The following is a 23076-nucleotide window of genomic DNA, read 5'->3' as shown; positions in this document are numbered from 1 at the left end:
ATCGTTATAATAAGCGAGCAACAATTATTTGCGAACATTCGCTCTCAAAAATACAATATCAACTCAAGCATATTGGTCACACCATGTACAATTATAGAGTAAGTTACTTTACATCAATCTTATCAAAGAATAATTCACTCATAGCAAAGATTATTTTTATCATCCTCACCACAATGTTCGCGACCATGACTGCTTTTGGAAAGACAGTCAATGATAATGCTATCTGCAATCTTCCTTCTGCTATGTGCAAACTGGAAGCAGACCTATTGGCAGCAGATAAGGAGTTAAACAAAACTTATCAATCCATATTACAAAAAAATGCATCTGGCGGTTTTGACGACAGTTACGTAAGCAAAGGAGAAATACGGAAAACTCTCATCCAGAGTCAACGGGCCTGGCTTTTATTTTGGGATGAAAACTGCAAAGCCTATTACACATTAAATAGTGGTGGAGCACAGAGAAATGAAGCGAAGATGGAGTGCCAAATAGATATGCTACAAGAGCGTATTCAGTATCTAAAGAAAGTTTATTTATAACAAAACCATTTTATTACGGTGGCGCCAATGATGATCCTGTTCCTACTCTCACTACTTCTATTTTCACCCCATACGATGGCGATTGAACCGGCACCGGTAGCCATTTCACTTGAACATGACCATAGCATTTTACTCACTCAGCAGGCGCAACTTAGCCAGCAAGATAACAAAATAACATTACGCTGCGCCAATCAAATGCTTACGTTTGAGCAAGATGGTATGGGGGATACCAAAAGCACCGTGGAACGCTACGACTATCCACACTTTAGTTTGCTGACACTCCCGGTAAGCTCTGGTTATGGTGGTGTAAATATATTCCATCGTCTGGTGAAATTGGTGGGTAACGATTGTTCACTCGCGACCAATGATGAAATTGCTAATCCCGAGCTGATGTCAGACAAGATCGAGAGTTCGATGAAATCCGGCCCCCGATATACTGATCGTACCTATCAGCTCAACGCTGATGGCAAGCTGACACTTATCAGCGAGCGAGAGAATTACGCCGATTTCTGTATCGAAACTCTACATCCTGCCAAAATTGCCGCTATCGGCTGCGATAGCAAACTCCCTGATATCTACCTGACTGTAGGTGTGGCACGAGCCTCTTTTTATGCCAGCGCCGATAGCGAAAAACCACAAAAGAGTTACCTCATCAAGGGCGATCGGGTACACCTGCTTGATTTCAGTTTTCCGCATGCCCGCTACAAGGTTGCGTTTCACGGCAAAATCGTTACTACCGGCTGGATTGATGCTGCAGATATCGATTTGCCACAATAAGTCGCAACAAAATCAACACCAGCATCAATACAACCCCCGGCAGCCAGACCCAGCAGAGTTCGGAGAGGATCACCGCTTCACCTCGGGCGGTGAGATAGGCCTCCAGCTTGAAGGGGGCGACCCGGATCACCTGCCAGGGGGCGAAGAAGCGCTCGTCACGCCACGGCCAGAGCCAGCCAACCCCCTTGCCGCCGGTGGTGAGGGAATCGAGCAGGCTGTGGGAGAGTAGCGACACCAGCAGAAACGACCAGACGGTGGCGGCGCTGGCCCGAAATTGGCGGTGAAACAGCATGGCCAGTGTGGGCAAGGCAAAGGCGAACAGCAGGGAGTGGGTAAAGCCGCGGTGGCCAAAGACATGGCCGTAGGCGACCCCCAGTTTGAAGGCGAGCACATCGGCATCGGGCAGCATGGCGATGGCGACACCGGCCAGCAGCAGGCGTGGCGGGATAATCCGGCTGCCAAGCCCGAGCCCAAGGCAGAGGGGTACGGCAGCGTGGGTGACGATGGTGGGCATAGAGTGAAGCTCCAACTGAAAGCGTGAGCCTACCCTACCCCCGCTCGGTGAAGTGAAGGTGAAGTGCGCCCACTGTAGTGGTTCGCTGTTAGATAAACGCAGCGCCAATCAGCCTTGGCACGTTAACTTGAAATGTTCATTTAACTGCGGCTGACATGCAGAACGGGATCGTGATAAGTAGTCTCTTCGGTTCACATCACAGGGACAGTGGCAGCGATGAATGTATCAAAAGGCATCAGGCTGATTGCGAGCGTTATCAGCCTTTGGTTAATGACAGGGTGCATGGCAGAGGCCGCCTCTGCGCAGCCGCAGCAAGAGCCGTACGCGCTGATCTATAACGGGCCTGTTTCTGATGGGGATAGCACGAAGGCGATTGCTGATGTGGTCAGGCAGGTGGGATTGCCGGTCAAGTATCTCTCCAATATCGAGGCGCTGCCTGCAGAGCTTGATAATGCCAGGGTGTTTATCGTTGGCGGCACAGAGGACGATGTTGAGCCGCTGCTCAACACCTTCACCGCGGACGCTCGTTCGGCGTTAAAAACCTATTTGCAGAATGGTGGCCGCTACCTCGGGATCTGTGGGGGTGCCTTTGTGGCATCCAGCGGCTGGTCTGAAGAAGAGGGCTTTGTGCCGGCGCTGGGCCTTGTTCCTGCCACATCCGATGATTATGACGGCGACTTTAGCGCCAGGATCTTCCCTATCAGCTGGCTTGGTGAAGAGCACCAGATGTATTACCAGGCCGGCCCGCAATTTACGCCGGTGCCAAGCCCAGAGCAGGTCAAGGTTATCGCCCATTTTCAAAACCATCAGATTGCCGCGTTGATCAGCTCATACGGCAAAGGCAAGGTGGCCGTTTCCGGGCCACATCCCGAAGCCCCTGAATCGTGGAAAGCGAACGCGGTGGACGGCGACAAGATGGAGTCGAATATTCATTTAGCAGTTGGACTCGTCAACGAGTTGCTCTCCGAAGAGCCCGTCACCCATTCGAAGTAGTCGCGGCCGTTCACACCGCAGCTCGGCACCGAAGTCAGACCATCCAATCGGCCGCTATCCATAAAAAGCCACCCACCTGCAAAAGGTCGGTGGTTTTTTATCGGTGGTAGATAACGGGTAGCCGATACGAAGCATTCGCCACCTCAACCTTCGCCCGGGAGTGGGTACTTCTCTTCCTGCGCCTGCGGTTGTCTCCTTGTGTGAACGCCTAAAGAGCGGCTGACGGCGCGTTGGCCAATCTGGTATTGGACGTGGTGGCCAACCTTTACAGGAAAATGCTGCGCCGTTGCCAAGTGAGGCATACCGGCAGATTTCCGGCGCGCTGCTGTGCCCATGATCACACAGTCACAACTCTCACCCTCCTCTCACCGCGCCCCCGCTTTTTATCATCTAGAGTTACCGAGCAGTCCAAAGCTGCTGATTTATATACATTCGCCGCCAAGAGGGATCTTTTTTCATGACCGAGCATATCGATCTGCTACCTATCAGCACGGATGATGAGCAGGACGCAGGCAACCGTTACCTCTACTACACCGAAGGGGATCTGGCCCGCATTCTTGCCAATCTGGAACAGCTGCGCCATGCGGTATTTCCTGCCGCCATCGGAGAGAGCGAAACGGGCGCTGCCGTGCCCCACAACTTTCCGTCCGTCTGTCTGGTGGGGCTGGGCCGCTGCGGCTCCAACATCGCGCAGGATGTGGCCTCGCTGGTCTACAACGCCCGCAGCTTTTATCTCAATGAGTTCAACAGTGAAGAGCAACGCAAGCGGGAGAAGGAGTTTGGCCCGGTGAGCTGGATCCGGCGCAACCTGCGGCTACCAAACAACGGGGCCCGGCCGGTCTTTCTGATCGAGCCCATGGTGATGCTGGGGGATCTGGACAAGGACATCGATGGCCGCATCCGCCACTCCAATCGCAGCGGCGAAGGTGGCTCCTTGCGTGACTACGCCAAGATGCGGGTGATGGACTTGTCGGAGATCCACGCGGGAGGTGCGGGTAACGCCCCCATCCTTGGCCAGTATCTGGCCAAGATCATCCTCAACAAGAGCCCCCACTACTTCGCCAACTCCGAGTGGCAGGCCATTCATACCTATCTGGTGGACTCCTGCGGCATCAAGGCCAACCAGTCCCGCCTCTATTTCTACATCTTCAGTGCCGGGGGCGGCACAGGGTCCGGCATGGCCTCCGAGTTCGGGCTGGCCCAGCAGTACTCCTACATGAGCAAGACCTTTTCACCCCCGTCAGAAGAGGAGGAGCACCTCTCCCTCGGGGAGCACTTCATGTTCGATCCCATCTTCACCAGCGGCATCTGCATCCTGCCCAATATCTGTGATCGGGGTATCGAGATCTCGGAAGCGCTGCACATCAACGCGGGGCGTTTGCTGTGCAAATACCTGGCCGAGGAGTGGGACTTCTCCTATCACTTCGACAACGAGCAGGCGTGCGATGCCAGCATGCTCAAGCGGATCAGGCCCTGGAATGCCATGATGCTGATCTCCAACGACATCATGCGCTACGCCGAAGAGAGCGACGATGGCGAGATCCAGCATGTTGATGTCAACACCATGGAGAAGTACGCCAACCAGTACATATCCCAGCAGATCTTCAACATTCTTACCGCCCAGGCCGTCACCACCGACTACGACGAGAACTACTTTCGCCGGGCGGGCATCGATATCAGCGAGACCATTCGGCTCGATGCCAACGACCTCTTTATGAGTCTGGCGGGGCCGGTGGCGGTGGCATATGCCGAGTCCATTTCGCCCCCCGGCGGCCTGTTTGACAAGGAGGACGGGCTCAATGTGGACGATCTCTTCACCCGCTCCATCGAGCTGCCCCACTTCAACAAGATGACCCAGGCCATCGAGGGGATCAGTCTGCTGCCCATCGAGGCGAGCAACTACCGGGAGTATCTGGACGACTATGTGAAAAGTGGTCATGACCCGGCCCATCTAAACGAGCTGCACTTCTTCAAGAACTGCTCCTCTGTGGTGTCGATCATCTCCCTGCCCAAGGAGTACAAGCTCTCCTATATGGATCTCAACCGGCTCAAGTCTCACCTCAACGGGCTCTTCCCCAATACCACCCTCAAGCGCTATGCACTGGTCATTGGGGCGTCGGCCAACATCTCCCTCACCACCCTGATCGTCAAGAGCCCCTGCCTGAGCGATGACTTCCTGACCCTGATCGTGGCCTTTATCAAGCGCTGCTTTGCCAAGGATCACTATCGCTTCGATGAGCATCTGGACAAGGCGGTGATCGAGATGATCTGCAATGAGGAGTGGAACGATGCGCTGCTCGACAGCATGCTCAACGAGTTCGAGAACCCGGCCAAGATCCTCGATACCAACTGGTACGCCATCAAGCCCATGTATGAGAAAAAATATCGGGAGCTTATCCGCGAGAAAGAGAAGTTCGTCTCCATCAACGATATTCGCCTCAGCCGTGAATCGGTGAAAAAGGCGCTGCTCTATCTGCGGGAGATTTATCGCCACCGGGTCAGCAAGACCCGCATTCTCTCCCTCAACCCAAGGCTGGGGGAAGCGAACTCTCGCTAGCACCCTGCCCATAAAGCAAAGCGCCCGCCCCAGATGGGGCGGGCGCTTTTTTTACTGGCGCAGCCTCGTTTTATCTCATCAGAGGGAGACAAAGATCCCGGCCAGGGTGGCACTCATCAGGTTGGCGAGGGTCGCCGCCAACACAGCCTTGAAGCCCATATTGGCCACATCGTGGCGGCGCTCCGGTGCCATGGTGCCGATGGAGCCGAGCTGCACCGCAATAGAGCCCAGATTGGCGAAACCACAGAGGGCGAAAGTGATGATGATCTGGGTGTGGGCGCTCAGATCTGCCTTGATATTGGCAAAGTCCAGATAGGCAACGAACTCGTTCATGATCACCTTCTGACCGATCAGGGACCCTGCCGCCATCATCTCGCTGGCGGGCACGCCAATCAGCCAGGCCACAGGGGCAAACAGATAACCCAGCAGCTGCTGCAGGGAGAGATCGGCCCAGCCGAACCACTCGCCGACGGTGGTGAGACCGGCGTTGATCATGGTGATGACGCTGACAAAGGCGAGCAGGATGGTGCCGATGGCCACGGCGATTTTCATGCCGCCCATGGCACCGCCTGCCAGCGCGTCGATGGCGTTGCTGTAGTCGCTCTTGTCGAGGGTGATCTCTGTCTGATCGCTCACCTGCTGCTGCTCCGGCACCAGCAGTTTGGCCATCAGCAGGCCACCTGGCGCCGCCATAAAGGAGGCGGCGATCAGGTATTTCAGATCCACACCCAGACCGGCGTAACCGCCCAGCACCGAGCCCGCCACCGAGGCCATGCCGCAGGTCATCACCGCAAAGAGTTCGGAGCGGGTCATACCGGCGAGGAAGGGACGAATAAGCAGCGGCGACTCCCCTTGCGACAGGAAGATATTGCCGGTGGCCACCAGAGACTCGGCGCGACTGGTGCCGAGCAGGCGATGAATGGCACCGCCCAATACCCGGATCACCCACTGCATGATGCCGAAGTGGTAGAGCACGGCGATCAGCGCGCTGATAAAGATCACCAGCGGCAGCACCCGCACGGCGAAGATAAAGCCGTTGCTGGCCAGATCGCCAAACACAAAGCGGATGCCGCTGTCGGCAAAGCCGAGCAGGGCGGAGACGCCATTGCTCATGGCACCGAGCATGATTTGTCCGGGGGGGAAATAGAGCACCAGGGCAGCAAAACCGGTTTGCAGGGCGAGTGCACCCAGCACGGTTCGCCAGCGGATGGCTCGGCGGTTTTCACTCGCCAGCCAGGCGATAAACATCAGGGCCAGCATACCGACCAGACTCAATAACAGTGTCATCTTGCACCTATGAAGAGAGGAGTTTCATATGGCAAGTCTGCAGACAGGCGTCGCGGGCGATCCGGCGGGAGAGATGCCGACCCACGCGACACGCAGACCACAAACCTACAGGTTAGTGGCGGGTCCCATCCTGGGGTCATTCACGTTCCGGGTGACAGCATGTATCGGGTGACGCCAGCGCCGTCGCAGGGGGAAATGCGGCCGGGTGGCAGGTCGGGCGGCGATGGTACAGTGATCATCGTCACAGAAAAAGCGGTAAAACGATTGGCCGGAATAACTTTTTCAACTTGTTCACGCAACGAAACAGGGCCAGCGTGACGCTGGCCCTGTTTCAATCCGTACTTGAGTACTCAGATGATTACTTGAGGCGCTTGCCGTTCGCATCAACCACCTGCTCGCCATCCTCCTTGGCGAAGGCCCCTTTTTGCTGATCGGGCAGAATATCGAGCACCACTTCCGACGGACGGCACAGTTTGGTGCCAAGCGGCGTGACCACGATGGGGCGGTTGATGAGGATGGGGTGAGCCAGCATGGCATCGATCAGTTCATCATCGCTGAAACGATCTTCCGCCAGCCCGAGCGCCTCGTAGGGGGGCACGTTCTTGCGCAGCAGATCGCGCACCGGCATGGCCATGGAGGCGATCAGCGCCACCAGCTGGTCGCGGGAGGGGGGCGTCTCCAGATAGTGGATGACGGTGGGCTCCACGCCGCTGTTGCGGATCAGCTCCAGGGTGTTGCGGGAGGTACCACATTCCGGGTTGTGATAGATGGTGATTGCACTCATTTGCGTGTCTCTCATGAATCAAGTGAATAGAAAATGGATTGCATCAGTTCGCGGCCATCTGTTAGCGGCCATCTGTTAACTGCTCAGCCCCGCTTCGTACCAGGGTTTGCTGGCGTTGACGATGCGCACCACCAGCAGCATGACCGGCACCTCGATCAGCACCCCGACCACGGTGGCGAGCGCCGCGCCGGAGTGAAAGCCGAACAGGCTGATGGCGGCGGCCACCGCCAGTTCGAAGAAGTTGGAGGCGCCGATCAGAGCGGAAGGACAGGCGACCGAGTGCTTCTCCCCCACCTTGCGGTTGAGCCAGTAAGCCAGCCCCGAGTTGAACAGTACCTGGATCAGGATCGGCACCGCCAACAGGGCGATAACAAGCGGCTGCTCGATGATAGCGTTGCCCTGAAAGGCAAACAGCAGCACCAGAGTGAGCAGCAGGGCTGCCACCGACCAGGGCTGGATGCGGGTCATGACGCCGTCAAAATGGGCCTCTCCCTTTTTCAGCAAGGCCTTGCGCAGCAGCTGGGCAATGATGACCGGGATGACGATATAGAGCACCACAGAAGTGAGCAGGGTATCCCACGGCACTATGATGCTGGAGACCCCGAGCAGCAGCGCCACCAGCGGGGCGAAGGCAAACACCATGATGAGGTCGTTCACCGCCACCTGCGACAGAGTGAAGTAGGGATCGCCGTTGGTGAGACGACTCCAGACAAACACCATGGCGGTGCAGGGGGCCGCCGCCAGCAGGATCAGGCCCGCTACGTAACTGTCGAGTTGATCAGCTGGCAGCCAGTCAGCAAACAGCACGCGGATAAAGAGCCAACCGAGAAAAGCCATGGAGAAGGGCTTGACCAGCCAGTTGATAAAGAGGGTGACGCCTATTCCCTTCATGTGGCCCTTCACCTGATGCAGGGCGCCAAAGTCGATCTTGAGCAGCATGGGGATGATCATTACCCAGATCAACAGCCCCACCGGCAGGTTAACCTTGGCCACCTCCATGGCACCGATCGCCTTGAAGAGATCCGGCAACCCCTGCCCGAGGCCAATCCCCACCAGAATGCAGAGGGCGACCCAGGCGGTCAGATAACGTTCAAAAAAGCCGATGGCAGGCACGGCCTTGGCATCACATGTTGCAGACATGACAGCTCCCGATGCGGCGCAATCCCGCATCTTCTAAAGATTCAAAAATGGTGTAATTCAAGCCGCCCCGGCAGCGGGCCGGGGCGGCGACTCAATGGTGCTGGCAGAGACGGCGCAGGGCATCGGGCCCCACCGGCTCCTCGGCGAGCAGCGGCACCACGGCGTAGCGGCTGGCGTGTTGCTGCTCGACCGCCTCGATATGGGGCAACTGGCGCTCGGCCCGCAGTTGCAGCAGCGGCGAGCTGACCGCGGCTTGCTGCAAGCTGTGGTTGATAAGCCAGCCCCAGGGCTCGATGCCGGCCCGGCGCAGATCGGCCTGCAGATTGGCCGCCTCCTGCACTGGCGTCGGCTCGGGCAGCGTCACAATCAACACCTTGGTCTGCTTGGGATCCTGCAACTGCATCATGGGGGTGGTGAAGTGCAGCCCCTTGTTTCCCATCTGACGAGCGACCTCCCTGTGGTAGGCGCCAGTGGCGTCGAGCAGCAGCAGGGTGTGGCCGGTGGGGGCGGTATCCATCACCACGAAGCGCTTGCCCGCCTCGCGAATGATGCGGGAAAAGGCCTGAAACACGGCGATCTCCTCGGTACAGGGGGAGCGCAAGTCCTCCTCCAGCAGTGCCCGCCCCTGCTCGTCCAGCGCAGCCCCCTTGGTGGCCATCACCTGGGTGCGGTAACGTTCGGTCTCGGCGCGGGGATCGATGCGGCTCACCTCCAGATGTTGCAGGCTACCTGCCAGGGTCTCGCTCAGGTGCGCGGCAGGATCCGAGGTGGTGAGGTGCACCGGCAATCCGCGACTCGCCAACTCCACCGCCACGGCAGCGGCCAGCGTGGTTTTGCCCACCCCGCCCTTGCCCATCAGCATGATGAGGCCGTGACCATCGGCGGCCAGCTCGTCTACCAGCGAACTCAACTCGGGCTGGGCTGGCAGATGGGCTGACGTTGCCAGTGATACCTGCACACCTGCATCCTGTGGTTGCAGCAGCTGGCGCAGGCTCTCGACCCCCACCAGATTGGTGGCCAACAGCGGGATATGATCCTGCGCCAGCCCCTTTATCCCCTGCGGCATCTGTACAAGAGCCTGTTGCTCGCGCTGCCAGAGCGCCACTGCCAGCGGATCTCCGGCAATAGCCCTCTCGGAGAAGAGGCCATTGATCACCAGTTGCTGATTCAGCAAGCCGATGGCGGCCAGCTCCTCATGGGTGCGAGCCACTTCCCGCAGAGTGGATTGCTGGGCGCGCGCCACCAGCACCAGACGGGTGCGGGCAGCATCAGCCAGGGCGGCGACCGCCTCGCCATACTGGCTGCGCTGCTTCTCCAGCCCCGCCAGCGGGCCAAGGCAGGAGGCATCCCCCTTGCCCTGCTCCAGAAATTCGCTCCAGGCACCCGGCAGTTGCAGCAGCCGGATGGTGTGGCCGGTTGGCGCCGTATCAAAGACGATGTGGTCATACTCGGCCAGCAGTGTTTGGTCGGTCAGCAGCGCAGTGAATTCGTCAAAGGCGGCGATCTCGGTGGTGCAGGCGCCGGAGAGCTGCTCCTCGATGCTGCGTACCACGCTCTCGGGCAACTTGCCGCGCACCGGCCCGACGATCCGCTCCCGATAGGCTTTGGCCGCAGCGGGGGGATCTATCTCCAGCGCCGACAAACCGGGCACTGTGGCGATAGCGGTGACCCGATTGCCGATCTCGGTGGCAAACACCTGGCCCACGTTGGAGGCAGGATCGGTGCTCACCAGCAGCACCCGCTTGCCGGCATCACAGAGGGCCACCGCACTGGCGCAGGCCAACGAGGTCTTGCCTACCCCGCCCTTGCCGGTGAAAAAGAGAAACGGCGGTGGATTGGTCAGAAAATGGTACATAGCCTCTCCCGAATGGTACGTCGCGCCTTAGCAGCAACCGCTGCCAGAGCAGCAGCCGCCCTTGACGATCCCCTTGATGGCCACTTGCGGCGCAGGCAGCCCGGCATAACGGGCCAGCTCGCTGCGGCTCGGATAACGGCCGGTCAACACCACCTGCCCCTCCACCAGCACCAGCGGCAACCCCTCCTCCCCGGCGTGGGTCAGAAAAACGCTGACGGCAGGTGTCTCGGCAAACTGCATCGGCTGCTGAGCCAGATTGAAACGCTCGATGGCAACCCCCTGCTCCTTGGCCCAGGCAAGGTCCGCAGCAAAGGTGACCAGCGTCTGATCAACCTCGGTGCCACAAACGCCGCTGGAGCAGCAGAGGGCGGGATCAAAAATCTGAATGGAGGACATGGCATTACTCCTTGGTGCAGCAGGGCTGCGCAGGCAGAACATGGGGGGAGCAGGCTGACTCGGCACGCATCACGCCGCACGCCTCGGGATGACCGGCACAGCACTCCTCGGTAAGGTAGGCGATCACATCCAGCATCAGGGGAATATTGGCGCGGTAGCGCAGAAAGCGCCCCTCCTGCTCCACCGACAGCAGACCGGTGTTGAGCATCGCCTTGAGGTGAAATGAGAGGGTGTTGGGGGCAATATCGAGTTCGCTGGCCAGTTCACCGGCGACCCGCCCCTCCAGCCCGGCCTTCACCAGCAGCCGCCATACATCGAGCCGGATGCCGGATGCCAGCGATTCAAAGACCTTGGTGGCAGTCTCTTTGTTCATAGTTGCCTCTCGTTGGATGCTCTTTTATTTCAACTATACAAGAATTATTGAAATGATCAATTTGCAGACTCTCATTTCGCCATGATGCGAGGGAAGAGCAAGGAATCGGGAGGAGAAGCCGGGAGGGGATTGCTGTGGGTAAAACAGAGACGCCCTCCGGCAGGGAGGGCGTCAGCCAAGGGTCTGCAACAGACTCTTACCTGGTCACGGGAACGGCGTTGAAGGTGAGCAGGGCCGCCTTGTTGGCATCGCTCAGAGTCAGCTGGTTGCCGTTGATGGAGTAGGTTGCCACCTTCTCCAGCTTTTGCAGGAACTCGGTCTCTTTGTTCATGGCATCGCCGATGCACATCATGCGAGTGGAGCCCATGGCCCCCAGCGTCAAGACACCGTCACCCTGCTTGGTGATACCGCCAAAATAGCGGTTGCAGCCGCCTTTTCCCGCCACCTTGCCGTCGACAACTTGCAGGGTAAAGGTATCGCCGGTGGCACCTTGCAATTGCCAGCCAGATGCCTGCAGTTGAGTCATGGTAGAACCGGTCGCCATGGCGCAGCCTCCCAGTGCCAGCGCGGCCAGCAGAGTCAGTTTCTTGTTCATGGATTCACCTCTTAATGATTGGATTCATCAATATGGCAGCCTGTTTAACATGCTCAGCGCCTCAGCCAAAGCGATTTATTGTGATCGGAGTTCACTTAACTCCGCTCTGGCATGTGCCATGCTTGTGCCATGCTTAAGCTCAGTTCCGGACCCAAGGAGGGGAAAAGAATGACCAAGGCGCTTCTCATCACACTGCTCGCATCCTGCACCAGCGTGGCCACTCAGGCTGCCGACTGGGATCTCTCCAAGCAGCCAGCCGATCCCTCACTCTATGTCAAAAGTTACTCCGGGGTGCTGCTCAACAGTCAGAGCCATCATAGCGACAGTTTTGATCTCTGGCTGGTCAACAGCGGCTATCAATATCCGGTGATGGATGATGTCAGCCTCTTTATGGAAGCGGGGCCGGCGGTCGCGGATCAGAACCGCCAATCAGGTTTCAATATGAGCTCGGGTGTACGCTATCAGCTCTCCCCCGCCTTCAATGTCGGCAGCCAGATCCGCCATCTGGAACTCAATCAGGGCAGCACCCTGCTGGAGCTCAACTCCAGCCTGCTGCTGACCCCCAGACTCTCCCTGACCGCCAATTACGGCGTCAGCGCCTTTACGGCCGATCAGGCGCTGAGCCTGGGGGTGGGTTTCAACTTCTGAATCAGATCAGCGGCGTGGCACTCACCACCACGCCGTTGCGATCCGCGTAGATGTAATCCCCTTCATGAATGGTAACGCCGGCAAAGTTCACTACCGCGCCAAGCTCGCCCTGCCCGCGCTTCTCGGTCTTGACCGGACAGGCCGCCAGCGCCTTGACCCCGAGCGCCAGCGTGGCCAGAGTGCCCACATCCCGCGCCGCGCCGTGGATCAGGATCCCCTCCCACCCCTGCTCCACCGCCTTGATGGCCAGTTGATCACCAAGCAGAGCCCGGCGCAGTGAACCGCCCCCATCGATCACCATCACCTTGCCTTGGCCGGGACGATTCACCAACTCCCGCACCAGACTGTTGTCTTCGTAGCAGGAGAGGGTCACGGCGCGACCATAGAAGATGGCCTTGCCACCGAAATCGTGAAAACAGGGTTCAGCCACTTGCAGCATATCGCCGTGCTGATCGCAGAGGTCAGGCAGAAGATCCAGCATGATTTGATTCCTTTCAGATGCATGAAGGTGTTCATTCTTTCATCAACAATTGGCTCTGACAATCCAGAAAGCAGCGATATCTCCCAGACAAACTGCTGATTTATCGCTTAATACCGGCACCAGCCAGAGTTGCCCGCCTTCTATCCAGTAGATGGCGTTCTGGCCAAAGTGGGCAGCCAGTGCGCAAGCCTCTGGCAGGGGCAGCGCCACGGCGAGCGAGGACTCGCGCCAGCTTTCGTCCGGTGCAGCTCCCCATACAGGGCCAGCCATATTGACGCCCGGCATGGACGTCAGATGACGCCAAAGTGCCCGCTCGCGACGCCGGTTGCGACGATCTCCGACCCATTGGCTGGCAGGATTCCAGGCTGTAACGATGGCAAATTCGGGCCAGGAAGGCATTCCAAATGGCGCTAAAAAGCAAATTTTCTTGTAGTTTTCCCACAAAATCATGTCAATCACATGTTACATTCCATTACATTTTATAGGGGCGAAAACCCGGTTAAGGCCAAGTATGATGCTGTTGTGCCACGGTTTGACCTATATCAAAACAGAGTTAAAAAGTTGCTATCTGACGGCAAAGGGTGTTGTTATGCTCCTGTTAACTGATAAAATGCGGCAACTTCGTAATGGATGACCTTTCCAGGCTTTGCTCGAGTAGTCTTCTCGGGAACCTATAAGTGGCACAGGGATATTTGCCGATACTGATGCCAAATTCACACTATGCCGACCTGACCTTCATACCCAGGATGACGTAATTAATTTTCAGGATCAGTCAGGAAATCGGCTTGAAACGCCAAGAAGTGTTAAATTTAAGATAATTAACTGATAAGAATCTGGGAATACTCATGCAAACACCACACATTCTGATCGTCGAAGACGAACTGGTCACTCGTAATACCCTGAAAAGCATTTTCGAGGCAGAAGGCTACATCGTACTCGAGGCCAACAACGGCGACGAGATGCATCAGGCCCTCACCTCTCACACCATCAATCTGGTGATCATGGACATCAACCTGCCGGGCAAAAACGGCCTGTTGCTGGCCCGCGAGCTGCGCGAGAACGACAACATCGCCCTGATGTTCCTGACCGGTCGCGACAACGAAGTGGACAAGATCCTAGGTCTGGAGATCGGCGCCGATGATTACATCACCAAGCCGTTCAACCCCCGTGAACTGACCATCCGTGCCCGCAACCTGCTGAGCCGCACCATGAATGTGGCTGCCGGTGGCGAAGAGAAGAAGCTGGTCGAACGTTACCTGTTCAACGGCTGGGCGCTGGATATCAACAGCCGCGCGCTGGTCAGCCCCACTGGCGACATGTTCAAGCTGCCGCGCTCCGAGTTCCGCGCCATGCTGCACTTCTGCGAAAACCCGGGCCAGATCCAGACCCGTGCCGAGCTGCTGAAGAAGATGACCGGCCGCGAGCTCAAGCCGCACGACCGTACCGTCGATGTGACCATCCGTCGTATCCGCAAGCACTTTGAAAGCGTCAACGATACCCCGGAGATCATCGCCACCATCCACGGCGAAGGTTACCGTTTCTGCGGCGAGCTGGAGCAGGAGTAATTCCGCACCGCTTACCCATCCGAAGAGGCGCCTGTGGCGCCTTTTCTTTTTTCTGGCTCCCGATGCGCCATCAAGAGTGGCAAAGAGAAGCAAATCGCGGACAAACAAAAAGCCCACTCGCAGGAGTGGGCTTTTTGCTTTGAAGCTGGAGCGGGCAGCGGGAATCGAACCCGCATCATCAGCTTGGAAGGCTGAGGTAATAGCCATTATACGATGCCCGCCTGGCATCTGAAATTTGGAGCGGGTGATGGGAATCGAACCCACGTATGCAGCTTGGGAAGCTACCGTTCTACCATTGAACTACACCCGCGTCAGGGCTCCTACTATATGCATTTTGCCGGTGAGCGCAATGCCGTCCTTGCCACTTTTTTCAATAAATCAATCTGTTCGGACAAGGATTGAACAGTCGGTTGCTTTTTCAAGCAAACATTTTCAACACAGATAATTTACAAGGTTGCCAAGGCCAAACGGCGAGGATAGTCTTGCGCCACTCGACGCGAGGATGGTGGTAATGGATAAAAAAACGCAAAAACGTCTCTATGGCTGGTTGCGCACGCAATCGAGTCACGGTCGCCGCTGGATCACGATTTCCATCGCCTTTGGCCTGGGTCAAGGCATTCTGATGGTGGCGCAAGCCTGGCTGCTGGCGACCCTGCTCCACGGCTTCATCATTGAGGGCAAACAGCCGGAACAATCCATCCCCCTCTTTATTACCCTGCTGCTGGTAACCCTCGGCAAGGCGGCACTCGCCTACGGCCGCGAAGTGGCCAGCTTCAAGGCCGGCAGCGCGGTGCGCCAGACCATCCGCCAGCTGGTACTCACTCGCTTAAGCCGTCTCGGCCCTGCCTATATCCAGCGTCGCCCGGCCGGCAGCTGGGCCAGCCTGCTGCTGGAACAGATTGAAAACATGCAGGATTTCTTCTCCCGCTATCTGCCGCAGATGGCCATCGCGGTCTTTATTCCGGTAGTCATTCTGGCGGCCGTGTTCCCGGTCAACTGGGCGGCGGGCCTGATCCTGCTGGGCACAGCACCGCTTATCCCCATCTTTATGATCCTGGTCGGTGTCGGTGCCGCCGATGCCAACCGCCGCAACTTCCAGGCGCTGGCTCGTCTCTCCGGCCACTTCCTCGATCGCCTGAAGGGGCTGCGAACCCTGCAACTCTTTATGCGTACCCAGGCTGAAGGTGACGCCATTCGCGACGCCTCGGAAGATTTTCGCGAGCGCACCATGGAAGTGCTGCGCCTTGCGTTCCTTAGTACCGCGGTACTGGAGTTCTTCGCCGCCATCTCGGTCGCGCTGGTCGCCGTCTACTTCGGCTTCTCCTATATCGATCACCTCGATTTTGGCCATTATGGCAGCAAAGTTACTCTCTTTACCGGCCTGTTCGTGCTCTTTCTTGCCCCCGAGTTCTACGCGCCTCTACGCGAACTGGGTGCCCACTACCATGCCAAGGCTCAGGCCATCGGCGCCGCCGAACAGCTGCTCGAATTCCTCGAAGCCGAGGTGAGCGAGCCTGCCGCAGGCAACACCCCTTTCAACGCCGACAGCCCCATCAAGGTGGAAGCCAAAGGTCTGGAAGTGCTGAGCGCCGAGGGCAAGGTGCTGGTCGGCCCCATCGACTTCACCCTTGAGGCCGGTTCACGCACCGCCCTGGTCGGCATCAGTGGCGCAGGCAAGAGCTCGCTGGTCAATGCCCTGCTCGGCTTTGCCCCCTATCGCGGCGAGCTCAAGGTAAATGGTCAGGAGCTGGCCACCCTCGATATGAGTCAGTGGCGCCTGCAACTGGGCTGGCTCTCGCAAAACCCGCAACTGTTCCACGCCTCTCTTCGCGACAACCTGCTGCTGGCCAAGCCAACAGCCAGCGATGCCGAGCTGGAGGAGGCCCTGAAACGGGCGCAGGCATGGGAGTTTGCCATGGAGAAGGGGTTTGACTATCCGGTTGGCGATCAGGCGGGCGGCCTCTCGGTCGGTCAGGCCCAGCGCCTTGCACTGGCGCGCACCCTGCTCAAGTCAACCCAGCTGATGGTGCTGGATGAGCCGACAGCCAGTCTGGATCGCCACTCGGAGCGGGCCATCATGACCACCCTTGAAGAGGCGATGGCCAACCAGACTCTGCTGATGATCACCCACCGCCTCGACCAGCTCGGCCAGATGGATCAGATCCTGGTGCTGGAGCGCGGTCAGCTGGTGGAACAGGGCAACTTCCAGCAACTTTGTCAGGCAGAGGGGCCGTTCGCCCGGCTGCTATCCCAACGTTCCGAGGGCTCTCTCGATGACTGATCTCTTGCCGTTTCTACGCCTCTACCGTCAGCACTGGCTCAGCCTCTCCCTCGGCCTGCTGCTGGCACTGGTCACCCTGATTGCCGGGATGGGGCTGCTCTCCCTCTCCGGCTGGTTCCTCTCTGCCGCTGCCGTTGCCGGGATGGCAGTCGCCAGTCGCGACAGCTTCAACTACATGACGCCGGCTGGCGGGGTGCGCTTCTTCTCCATCATCCGCACCGCAGGTCGCTGGGGTGAGCGAGTAGTGAGCCACGATGCCACCTTCCGGGTACTGACCCGGCTGCGGGTCTGGTTCTGGCAAAAGCTCTCGCCACTCTCCACCGGTACACTGGCAGGCTTTCGCCAGGCGGATCTGCTCAACCGGCTGGTGGCAGATATTGACGCCATGGACCACGTCTACCTGCGCCTGCTCACCCCCATCGGTGCCGCGCTGCTGGGCACGGGCGCCATGGTGCTGTTCCTCTCCCTGTTCGATAGCCGCCTCGCCCTGACCCTTGGCGCCATTCTGCTGTTTGGCATGATCGCCCTGCCGCTGGTGTTCTACTTCCTCGGCCGTCGCCCCGGTCAGGCACTGATCGCCGAAAAGGCCAGCCTGCGCACCCGCATGGTGGACTATCTGGATGGTCAGGCCGAGTTGCAGATGTTTGCCGCCGCCCCCAAGGCGCTGGGTGAACTGCAACAGGCCGAGCAGGCACTGCTCGCCGCCCAGGCCCGCATGGCCAAAGTGAGCGGGCTGGCCAACTTCTCGGTGCAACTGCTGAGCGGCTGGACCCTGACCCTGATGCTCTGGATGGCAGGCCACGGCGTTGCGGGCGCGGCTCCCGATCCCGTTACCGCCCTGATGGTATTTGCCACGCTGGCCAGCTTCGAAGCGCTGATGCCGCTGGCAGGCTCCTTCCAGCACCTCTCCACCAGCCTCACCTCGGCACGCCGCCTGAACGAGATCCTGCAGGAGGCCAAGGCCCCCGAGTGGGGCAGCGAGCAGGCTCACGCCAGCCAGGGTGCCCTGCAGATCAATGACCTCTACTTCGGTTATCCCGGCAATCCGCAGCCGGTGCTGCGCGGCTGCACCCTGCAACTGCATGCTGGCGAGAAGCTGGCTCTGCTAGGCCAGACCGGCTGTGGCAAATCGACCTTGATGGGCCTGCTGACCCGCGAGTGGAGCCCGCAGGCGGGCAAAATCCTGCTCGATGGCAAACCGCTGACCGACTACAGCGAAGGGGCGCTGCGCGCCTCCATCTCGGTGGTGAGCCAACGGGTACACCTCTTTGCCGATACCCTGCGCGGCAACCTCAAGCTGGCGGCACCGACCGCCACTGACGAGCAGCTGGTTGAGGTACTGACCCGGGTTGGCCTTGCCACCCTGCTGGAAGATGAGGCGGGTCTGGATGCCTGGCTCGGCGACGGTGGCCGCCCGCTCTCCGGTGGTGAGCGCCGCCGCATCGGCATCGCCCGCGCCTTGCTGCACGATGCGCCGCTCTGGCTGCTCGATGAACCTACCGAGGGGCTCGACAGCCAGACCGAGCGGGAGATCATGGCGCTGCTGTTCACCCTGGGGGCCGATCGCTCCATGCTGCTCATCTCCCACCGTCTGCTGGGACTGGAACAAATGGATCGCATCGCCCTGATGGAAGAGGGGCAGATCCGCCTCTGCGCTCCCCATCAGGAGTTGCTGGCAGATGAGTACTATCGCAGCCTGCATCAGCGGCTGGCACCGGTCTGATGTCCGCCTGATGGCGGTCACACCCTGACATTCGGGGTCAACACGGGGCTGGCCGCCACAGGCGACTGGCCCCTATAATGGCCCTTCATTATTCAACAAGATGCCGACATGGAGCGCCTGCGCCTTTCTACTGTCCTCATCACCGACACAAGATACGAGATGATGAAACGCCTGATCCTGATGATGCCCCTGATTGCCTCCGGCTGTGCCAACTACGCCTTCAACAGCAATCTGGATAAAGAGAACTTCGACGACTACTTCAAACCCGGTAGCGTGCGGATTTACGAGCAAGCTCAGCTGGCCGATCTCAACTACCTCTACCTCGGCACCGTCGAGGGGGAATCGTGCCAGGCCGATGCCAAGCAACCGGTGCCCAACGCCGGTGAGGCGCGCACCCTGGCTCGCCGCCGCGCTGCCGACATGGGCGGCAACGGCGTCACCTTCGACAAGTGCAGCGAATTCAGCGATACCCCCGGCTGCCTGAAGCAGGTCATCTGCTACGGTCAGGCGCTGAAAGTGGCTGAAGAGAAGTAACGACTCATGGCGCTCGCCATCGTGCGTCTCGGCTCGCCCCGTCTCCCCGACGAGGGGCTGCGGATCGGCACGATACGTCGCCCGCCACGCGGCGTACCAAAGACCGAGTTTGCCAACCAGAACTGGTATGACGTCTGGTTCCCCAACCTGGCCCCTAGCAGCGAAACCATGAAGCTGGGGCAGGCCGCGGAGACCCCTGCCCAGTGGGCTGCCTTTGGCAAAGCGTACAAGGCGGAGCTGGCGACCCCGGCAGCCAAACACGATCTGGCACTGCTGGCCGCCCTCTCCCACACCACCAACCTGTCGGTGGGTTGCTACTGCGAGCAGGAGTCCCGCTGCCACCGTGCCATTTTGCGGGAGTTGCTGGCGGCTGCAGGTGCGGACATCCGCTAGCACCCGCATGCCATGCCGGTAAAAATAAAAACAAGAGGGCATCATTACGATGCCCTCTTGTTTTCAGGTATGGCATAACGTGCCAATTCGCTATGCGCTATCGCACCTGCTGGCGCAGCAGCGTCTCTTGCTCAACGGTCATCCCTTCGGCCACCGCCGCATCCGGCGTGCGTGCCAGCCACTCGGCCAGATCGGCGGCCGTCTCCTCCAGCGGTCGGAAATTGAGACCATGCACAATGGCCGCCTCGGCGCTGATCCGGCCATAACCGGTATACTCCGGCAACATATTGGGCAGCAGGGTCGGATAGCTCTGCCAAGGCTCGACACCGGCCGCAAGCAGTGCCTGCCAAGGCGCCCAATCAGCCTCTATGGGGGTGGCAACTCCCACTCTCGCCGCCAGCCGCTCGACCCAATCTGCCAGCGCAATGCCCGGCTTGACCAGATTGAAAACTCCCGTCAACTGCTGCTCGGCGGCCCGCAGCACAAACTCGGCGCAGTCGCGCACATCCAGATATTGCAGTCGATCCTGCCCCTCCCCCGGCAGCAGCCAGCGCCCGCCCTGCTGCACCCGCTTCACCCACCAGGTCATACGGCCGGTGTGATCATGGGGGCCGCACAATACGCCCGGGCGCAGGATGCAGAGCCGCTCGCCCCAGCGGGCGCGATACACCTCTTCGCACAACACCTTGAGCGGACCATACTCCTCGGGCTGTTCGCCCGCACCGATGACATGCAGGGGCGCCGATTCGTCCATTCCGGGTTGGGCAAAGTCGCGATAGACGCTGCTGGTGGAGATAAAGATGAGCCGCTCGCAGCGTCCGAGCAGGGCCGCCGACAGGCTCGCCGCCTGCTCTGGCCGATAGCAGCAGGTATCGATAACGAGATCCCACTGCCGCCCCTCTCCCTGCAGCACACCCAGATCGCCATTGCGATCGCCGATGAGCTGTACCAGCTCCCGCCAGTCGGGATGCTGGTGATGGCCGCGATTGAACAGGGTCACCTCGTGACCCCAGTCAAGCGCCAGCGCAGTCAGGTGGCGCCCCAAAAATCCGGTACCACCGATAATCAGCAGTTTCATCCCTCTCCCTCCCCATCCGGCTTACTGTTGCGGTCTTCGCACCGTGGCGAGCCAGCACCGCTCCTCCTGTTTGTCCCACCCTACGCAACTTGGCGCCAAGGCACAGCCCTCGGTATACCGGGATGAGACGGGGATCACGGCAGCTGGCGGCGAGGGCGCCACACGGGGAAGCCTGCGTTTTGGGGCCGCATGTGCTAAATTGCCAAGGTTTTCAGCCAGGATCCGCCATGAAGTTCGAAATCGACACCCTCGGGATTATTCGCTCTCCCTACAAGGAGAAGTTCGCCATTCCGCGCCAGCCCGGCCTGGTCAAATCGGCCCGTGCCCGCCTCGAGCTGCGCCCCCCCTACGATCAGCCGGACGTGCTGCGCGGCATCGAGCAGTTCTCCCATCTGTGGCTCAGCTTCGTCTTTCACCAGACCATGGAGCAGGGGTGGAATCCGACGGTGCGCCCGCCGCGCCTGGGCGGCAACGAGCGGGTCGGGGTCTTTGCTACCCGCTCCACCTTTCGCCCCAATCCGCTCGGCCTCTCGGTCGTCGAGCTGCACGGGGTAGGTCGCGAGCGCGGTAAACTCTGGCTGGAGCTGGGGGCCGTCGACCTGCTCGATGGCACTCCCATCGTCGATATCAAACCCTATATTCCCTATGCCGACAGCCTGCCGGAGGCCCGTGGCGGCTTTGCCCCCGATGCCCCGACCCCGCCGCTGACGGTGAGCTTCAGCCCGGATGCCGAATTGCAGCTGCAAACATGGAGCCAGCGCTACCCCGAGCTGCGCCAGCTGGTGAGCGAAGTGCTGGCACAGGATCCACGCCCTGCCTACAAGAAGGGCAAGCCGGACGAGAAGGAGTACGGCGTGCGGCTGTTCAACTGCAATGTGCGTTTCCGGATCAGCGAGCCCGCCTGTCTGGTCATTGCCATCGAACCGGCCTGACCTTCAGGGTCAGGCAGATCTTTTCACGGGCGCTTCACACTGCTCACGGTTTAATTAACCTGTAAATTGTGTGGTATTGATCAGCTCCTCAACGAGCCGGCAGTGATACCATCTCCATGGCAGTATCATGCGGAAAATACAGACGATTTTCCTCTAACGGGCGCTCCGGCCTGCACCTGTGTGCATCCGGCAGGCGTCGCCAATGGAACTGGCCTCCTCCGATCGTTTCGCTCATCGGGATGATGCCACACGGATGTGACTCTTTGACTGAAGGAAACCAACCATGCTGATGAACAGTGAACAACGCTACGGCACCCTGAGTCTCGGGCTGCACTGGCTGACCCTGTGGGCCATGATCGCCGTCTATGCCCTGATCGAATTTCGCGACATTTTTCCCAAAGGAGACCCGGGTCGGGATCTGATGAAGGAGTGGCACTTCATGCTGGGGCTGCTGATCTTCGCACTGGTCTTTGTCAGACTGGCCCTGCGCTGGATGAGCCCGACGCCGCGTATCGTGCCCGAGCTCTCCCCACTGATGCACAAGCTGGCCAAGCTGGCCCATATCGCCCTCTACGGCTTCCTCATTCTGACCCCGCTGTGTGGCTGGCTGCTGCTGAGCGCCGCCGGCAAGCCCATCCCCTTCTTCGGGTTTGAATTGCCTGCGCTGATAGCGCCGAGCCCTGACGCCAAAGGGTTTATCAAGGAGGTGCACGAAACCTTGGGCAACCTGGGTTACGCCCTGATCGCCCTGCACACTGTGGCCGCCCTCTTCCACCACCATGTGCTCAAGGACAACACCCTGACCAATATGCTGCCGCCGCGCCGCAGCTAAGGCGTTGCAGACAGACAAAAGAGGGGGCCATCATGGCCCCCTCTTGCTATCCGGCATCCATCACGCCTGCCTGGCCAACGGCTCGCTGCCTTTGCCCCGACCCTCTTTGGCCAGTGCCTTCACATTTCCTTTCCCCTCGACGGGCACGCTCTCCAGCTCCTGATTGGCTGGTACCGGTGCGGGAGAGCTGGCAGAGCTCTCATCCGGACGAGAGTGACCGATAAAGTTGCCTCCCTTGCTGATGGAGAGGCTGCCGCCCTTGAACGTCCCCTGCATGCGGCCACTCTCGAGTATTTCGACTTCGGCAGCAGAGCAGGTGCCATCCAGCAGGCCATTGATGATAACGCGTGGTGCCTTCACCTCTCCCTCGACACGGCCACCCGCCATGATGCGCAGGATCCCGTCGCTCAGCACTATGGTGCCGACCAGCACTCCACGCACCTCCAGATCCCCCTCAAGCTGCAACTCCCCCTTGAAGCGGGCACCTGCGGCGATAACCGTTGCCGTTCCCGGCACAGAGCCCTCGCCCTTGGCTTTTCGTCCAAACATTCCGAATCTCTCCCCCAACCAGACAAACAGAACCAGCGGCATGGGCGCCACTGGCCATAAATAGGCATCCGACCTCAACACATAGAGCAGCAGCGCCGCTCCCCAGCAGAGCCAGACCAGATAGAGAAGATCGCTACGCTCCCGCTCCTGCAGGTGGCATCGCCACCTGATGGCCATCTCTCTCATCACCACACCCTTTGCAGCATGGCCAGTCAGCAAACGCCGATGCGATGGCCATCGATAACAACATGCT

General features: G+C 59.3%; 24 protein-coding genes and 2 tRNA genes. 12 read left to right on the top strand and 14 right to left on the bottom strand.

Annotated features, from left to right (window positions below; translation table 11 throughout):
• The first annotated feature begins 185 nt into the window (after nt 1-185).
• Nucleotides 186-536: a lysozyme inhibitor LprI family protein gene (locus tag AAHA41_RS02595; protein ID WP_158025292.1), complete on the top strand. Its 351-nt coding sequence runs from the start codon at nt 186-188 to the stop codon at nt 534-536.
• Nucleotides 537-563: 27 nt separating this feature from the next.
• Nucleotides 564-1313 carry a hypothetical protein gene (locus AAHA41_RS02590; RefSeq protein WP_323070972.1) on the top strand — a complete coding sequence of 250 codons (750 nt, stop codon included), beginning with the start codon at nt 564-566 and terminating at the stop codon, nt 1311-1313.
• Here AAHA41_RS02590 and AAHA41_RS02585 read toward each other — a convergent pair.
• Complete coding sequence (locus AAHA41_RS02585; RefSeq protein WP_323070973.1) at nt 1270-1827, bottom strand: metal-dependent hydrolase; 558 nt, start codon at nt 1825-1827, stop codon at nt 1270-1272. The genes AAHA41_RS02590 and AAHA41_RS02585 overlap by 44 nt on opposite strands.
• A 216-nt stretch (nt 1828-2043) precedes the next feature.
• Between AAHA41_RS02585 and AAHA41_RS02580 the strand changes: the two genes are divergently transcribed.
• Nucleotides 2044-2820, top strand: a complete 777-nt coding sequence (locus AAHA41_RS02580; RefSeq protein WP_323070974.1) for a BPL-N domain-containing protein — start codon at nt 2044-2046, stop codon at nt 2818-2820.
• A 457-nt stretch (nt 2821-3277) separates the two neighbouring features.
• Nucleotides 3278-5377, top strand: coding sequence for a hypothetical protein (locus AAHA41_RS02575; RefSeq protein WP_323070975.1), 2100 nt, complete (start codon nt 3278-3280; stop codon nt 5375-5377).
• A gap of 78 nt (nt 5378-5455) precedes the next feature.
• Here AAHA41_RS02575 and AAHA41_RS02570 read toward each other — a convergent pair whose 3' ends face one another.
• From AAHA41_RS02570 to AAHA41_RS02540, 7 genes are all read right to left on the bottom strand, one after another.
• Nucleotides 5456-6664, bottom strand: coding sequence for a NupC/NupG family nucleoside CNT transporter (locus tag AAHA41_RS02570; protein ID WP_021230483.1), 1209 nt, complete (start codon nt 6662-6664; stop codon nt 5456-5458).
• A gap of 358 nt (nt 6665-7022) precedes the next feature.
• Entirely contained in the window at nt 7023-7448 is a 426-nt protein-coding gene (gene arsC, locus AAHA41_RS02565) for a glutaredoxin-dependent arsenate reductase (RefSeq protein WP_323070976.1), read from the bottom strand.
• Nucleotides 7449-7523: 75 nt separating this feature from the next.
• Nucleotides 7524-8588 carry an ACR3 family arsenite efflux transporter gene (arsB, locus tag AAHA41_RS02560; RefSeq protein WP_323070977.1) on the bottom strand — a complete coding sequence of 355 codons (1065 nt, stop codon included), beginning with the start codon at nt 8586-8588 and terminating at the stop codon, nt 7524-7526.
• A 91-nt stretch (nt 8589-8679) separates the two neighbouring features.
• Nucleotides 8680-10443, bottom strand: a complete 1764-nt coding sequence (gene arsA, locus AAHA41_RS02555; protein ID WP_323070978.1) for an arsenical pump-driving ATPase — start codon at nt 10441-10443, stop codon at nt 8680-8682.
• Between the two features lie 27 nt (nt 10444-10470).
• Nucleotides 10471-10839, bottom strand: a complete 369-nt coding sequence (gene arsD / locus AAHA41_RS02550) for an arsenite efflux transporter metallochaperone ArsD (protein ID WP_323070979.1) — start codon at nt 10837-10839, stop codon at nt 10471-10473.
• A gap of 4 nt (nt 10840-10843) precedes the next feature.
• Nucleotides 10844-11212: a helix-turn-helix domain-containing protein gene (locus AAHA41_RS02545; protein WP_104015344.1), complete on the bottom strand. Its 369-nt coding sequence runs from the start codon at nt 11210-11212 to the stop codon at nt 10844-10846.
• Between the two features lie 196 nt (nt 11213-11408).
• Nucleotides 11409-11807, bottom strand: a complete 399-nt coding sequence (locus AAHA41_RS02540; protein ID WP_323070980.1) for an META domain-containing protein — start codon at nt 11805-11807, stop codon at nt 11409-11411.
• Between the two features lie 168 nt (nt 11808-11975).
• Between AAHA41_RS02540 and AAHA41_RS02535 the strand changes: the two genes are divergently transcribed.
• Nucleotides 11976-12455: a hypothetical protein gene (locus AAHA41_RS02535; protein ID WP_323070981.1), complete on the top strand. Its 480-nt coding sequence runs from the start codon at nt 11976-11978 to the stop codon at nt 12453-12455.
• A 1-nt stretch (nt 12456) separates the two neighbouring features.
• On the opposite strand, the gene AAHA41_RS02530 is transcribed toward AAHA41_RS02535, so the two are convergent.
• Together AAHA41_RS02530 and AAHA41_RS02525 are read right to left on the bottom strand one after the other, a co-directional pair.
• Nucleotides 12457-12936 carry a putative 4-hydroxy-4-methyl-2-oxoglutarate aldolase gene (locus tag AAHA41_RS02530; protein WP_041208276.1) on the bottom strand — a complete coding sequence of 160 codons (480 nt, stop codon included), beginning with the start codon at nt 12934-12936 and terminating at the stop codon, nt 12457-12459.
• A 42-nt stretch (nt 12937-12978) separates the two neighbouring features.
• The gene (locus AAHA41_RS02525) at nt 12979-13386 is read right to left on the bottom strand and encodes a DUF3293 domain-containing protein (RefSeq protein WP_323070993.1); all 408 of its coding nucleotides are present in this window, start codon (nt 13384-13386) and stop codon (nt 12979-12981) included.
• Nucleotides 13387-13781: 395 nt separating this feature from the next.
• On the opposite strand from AAHA41_RS02525, the gene arcA reads away from it, so the two are divergent.
• Complete coding sequence (gene arcA, locus AAHA41_RS02520) at nt 13782-14501, top strand: two-component system response regulator ArcA (RefSeq protein WP_005338193.1); 720 nt, start codon at nt 13782-13784, stop codon at nt 14499-14501.
• A gap of 146 nt (nt 14502-14647) precedes the next feature.
• Here the strand turns inward: arcA and AAHA41_RS02515 are convergent.
• Together AAHA41_RS02515 and AAHA41_RS02510 are read right to left on the bottom strand one after the other, a co-directional pair.
• Nucleotides 14648-14722 (bottom strand) — tRNA-Gly (locus AAHA41_RS02515).
• A 15-nt stretch (nt 14723-14737) separates the two neighbouring features.
• A tRNA-Gly gene (locus tag AAHA41_RS02510) sits at nt 14738-14811 on the bottom strand.
• Between the two features lie 201 nt (nt 14812-15012).
• On the opposite strand from AAHA41_RS02510, the gene cydD reads away from it, so the two are divergent.
• From cydD to AAHA41_RS02490, 4 genes are all read left to right on the top strand, one after another.
• Nucleotides 15013-16782 (top strand): cysteine/glutathione ABC transporter permease/ATP-binding protein CydD, encoded by a 1770-nt coding sequence (gene cydD / locus AAHA41_RS02505; RefSeq protein WP_323070982.1) that lies wholly within the window; start codon nt 15013-15015, stop codon nt 16780-16782.
• Entirely contained in the window at nt 16775-18505 is a 1731-nt protein-coding gene (cydC, locus tag AAHA41_RS02500) for a cysteine/glutathione ABC transporter ATP-binding protein/permease CydC (protein WP_323070983.1), read from the top strand. The genes cydD and cydC overlap by 8 nt, the downstream gene beginning before the upstream one ends.
• Nucleotides 18506-18667: 162 nt before the next feature.
• Nucleotides 18668-19039, top strand: a complete 372-nt coding sequence (gene rcsF, locus AAHA41_RS02495) for an Rcs stress response system protein RcsF (RefSeq protein ID WP_033113362.1) — start codon at nt 18668-18670, stop codon at nt 19037-19039.
• 6 nt (nt 19040-19045) lie between these two features.
• The gene (locus AAHA41_RS02490) at nt 19046-19432 is read left to right on the top strand and encodes a DUF488 family protein (RefSeq protein ID WP_323070984.1); all 387 of its coding nucleotides are present in this window, start codon (nt 19046-19048) and stop codon (nt 19430-19432) included.
• A gap of 97 nt (nt 19433-19529) precedes the next feature.
• Here the strand turns inward: AAHA41_RS02490 and AAHA41_RS02485 are convergent, their stop codons facing one another.
• Nucleotides 19530-20510 (bottom strand): NAD-dependent epimerase/dehydratase family protein, encoded by a 981-nt coding sequence (locus AAHA41_RS02485; RefSeq protein ID WP_323070985.1) that lies wholly within the window; start codon nt 20508-20510, stop codon nt 19530-19532.
• A 227-nt stretch (nt 20511-20737) separates the two neighbouring features.
• On the opposite strand from AAHA41_RS02485, the gene tsaA reads away from it, so the two are divergent.
• Nucleotides 20738-21442 (top strand): tRNA (N6-threonylcarbamoyladenosine(37)-N6)-methyltransferase TrmO, encoded by a 705-nt coding sequence (gene tsaA / locus AAHA41_RS02480; protein WP_156852242.1) that lies wholly within the window; start codon nt 20738-20740, stop codon nt 21440-21442.
• 283 nt (nt 21443-21725) lie between these two features.
• Entirely contained in the window at nt 21726-22274 is a 549-nt protein-coding gene (locus tag AAHA41_RS02475; RefSeq protein WP_033113337.1) for a cytochrome b, read from the top strand.
• Between the two features lie 60 nt (nt 22275-22334).
• Here AAHA41_RS02475 and AAHA41_RS02470 read toward each other — a convergent pair whose 3' ends face one another.
• The gene (locus AAHA41_RS02470) at nt 22335-23009 is read right to left on the bottom strand and encodes a polymer-forming cytoskeletal protein (protein ID WP_323070986.1); all 675 of its coding nucleotides are present in this window, start codon (nt 23007-23009) and stop codon (nt 22335-22337) included.
• Nucleotides 23010-23076: the final 67 nt, after the last annotated feature.

It is taken from the genome of Aeromonas sp. SER (genome assembly GCF_038739615.1).
Taxonomy (GTDB): domain Bacteria; phylum Pseudomonadota; class Gammaproteobacteria; order Enterobacterales; family Aeromonadaceae; genus Aeromonas; species Aeromonas jandaei.
The sequence above is the reverse complement of the archived record's forward strand: the minus strand, read 5'-3'. Positions and strand labels throughout refer to the sequence as shown.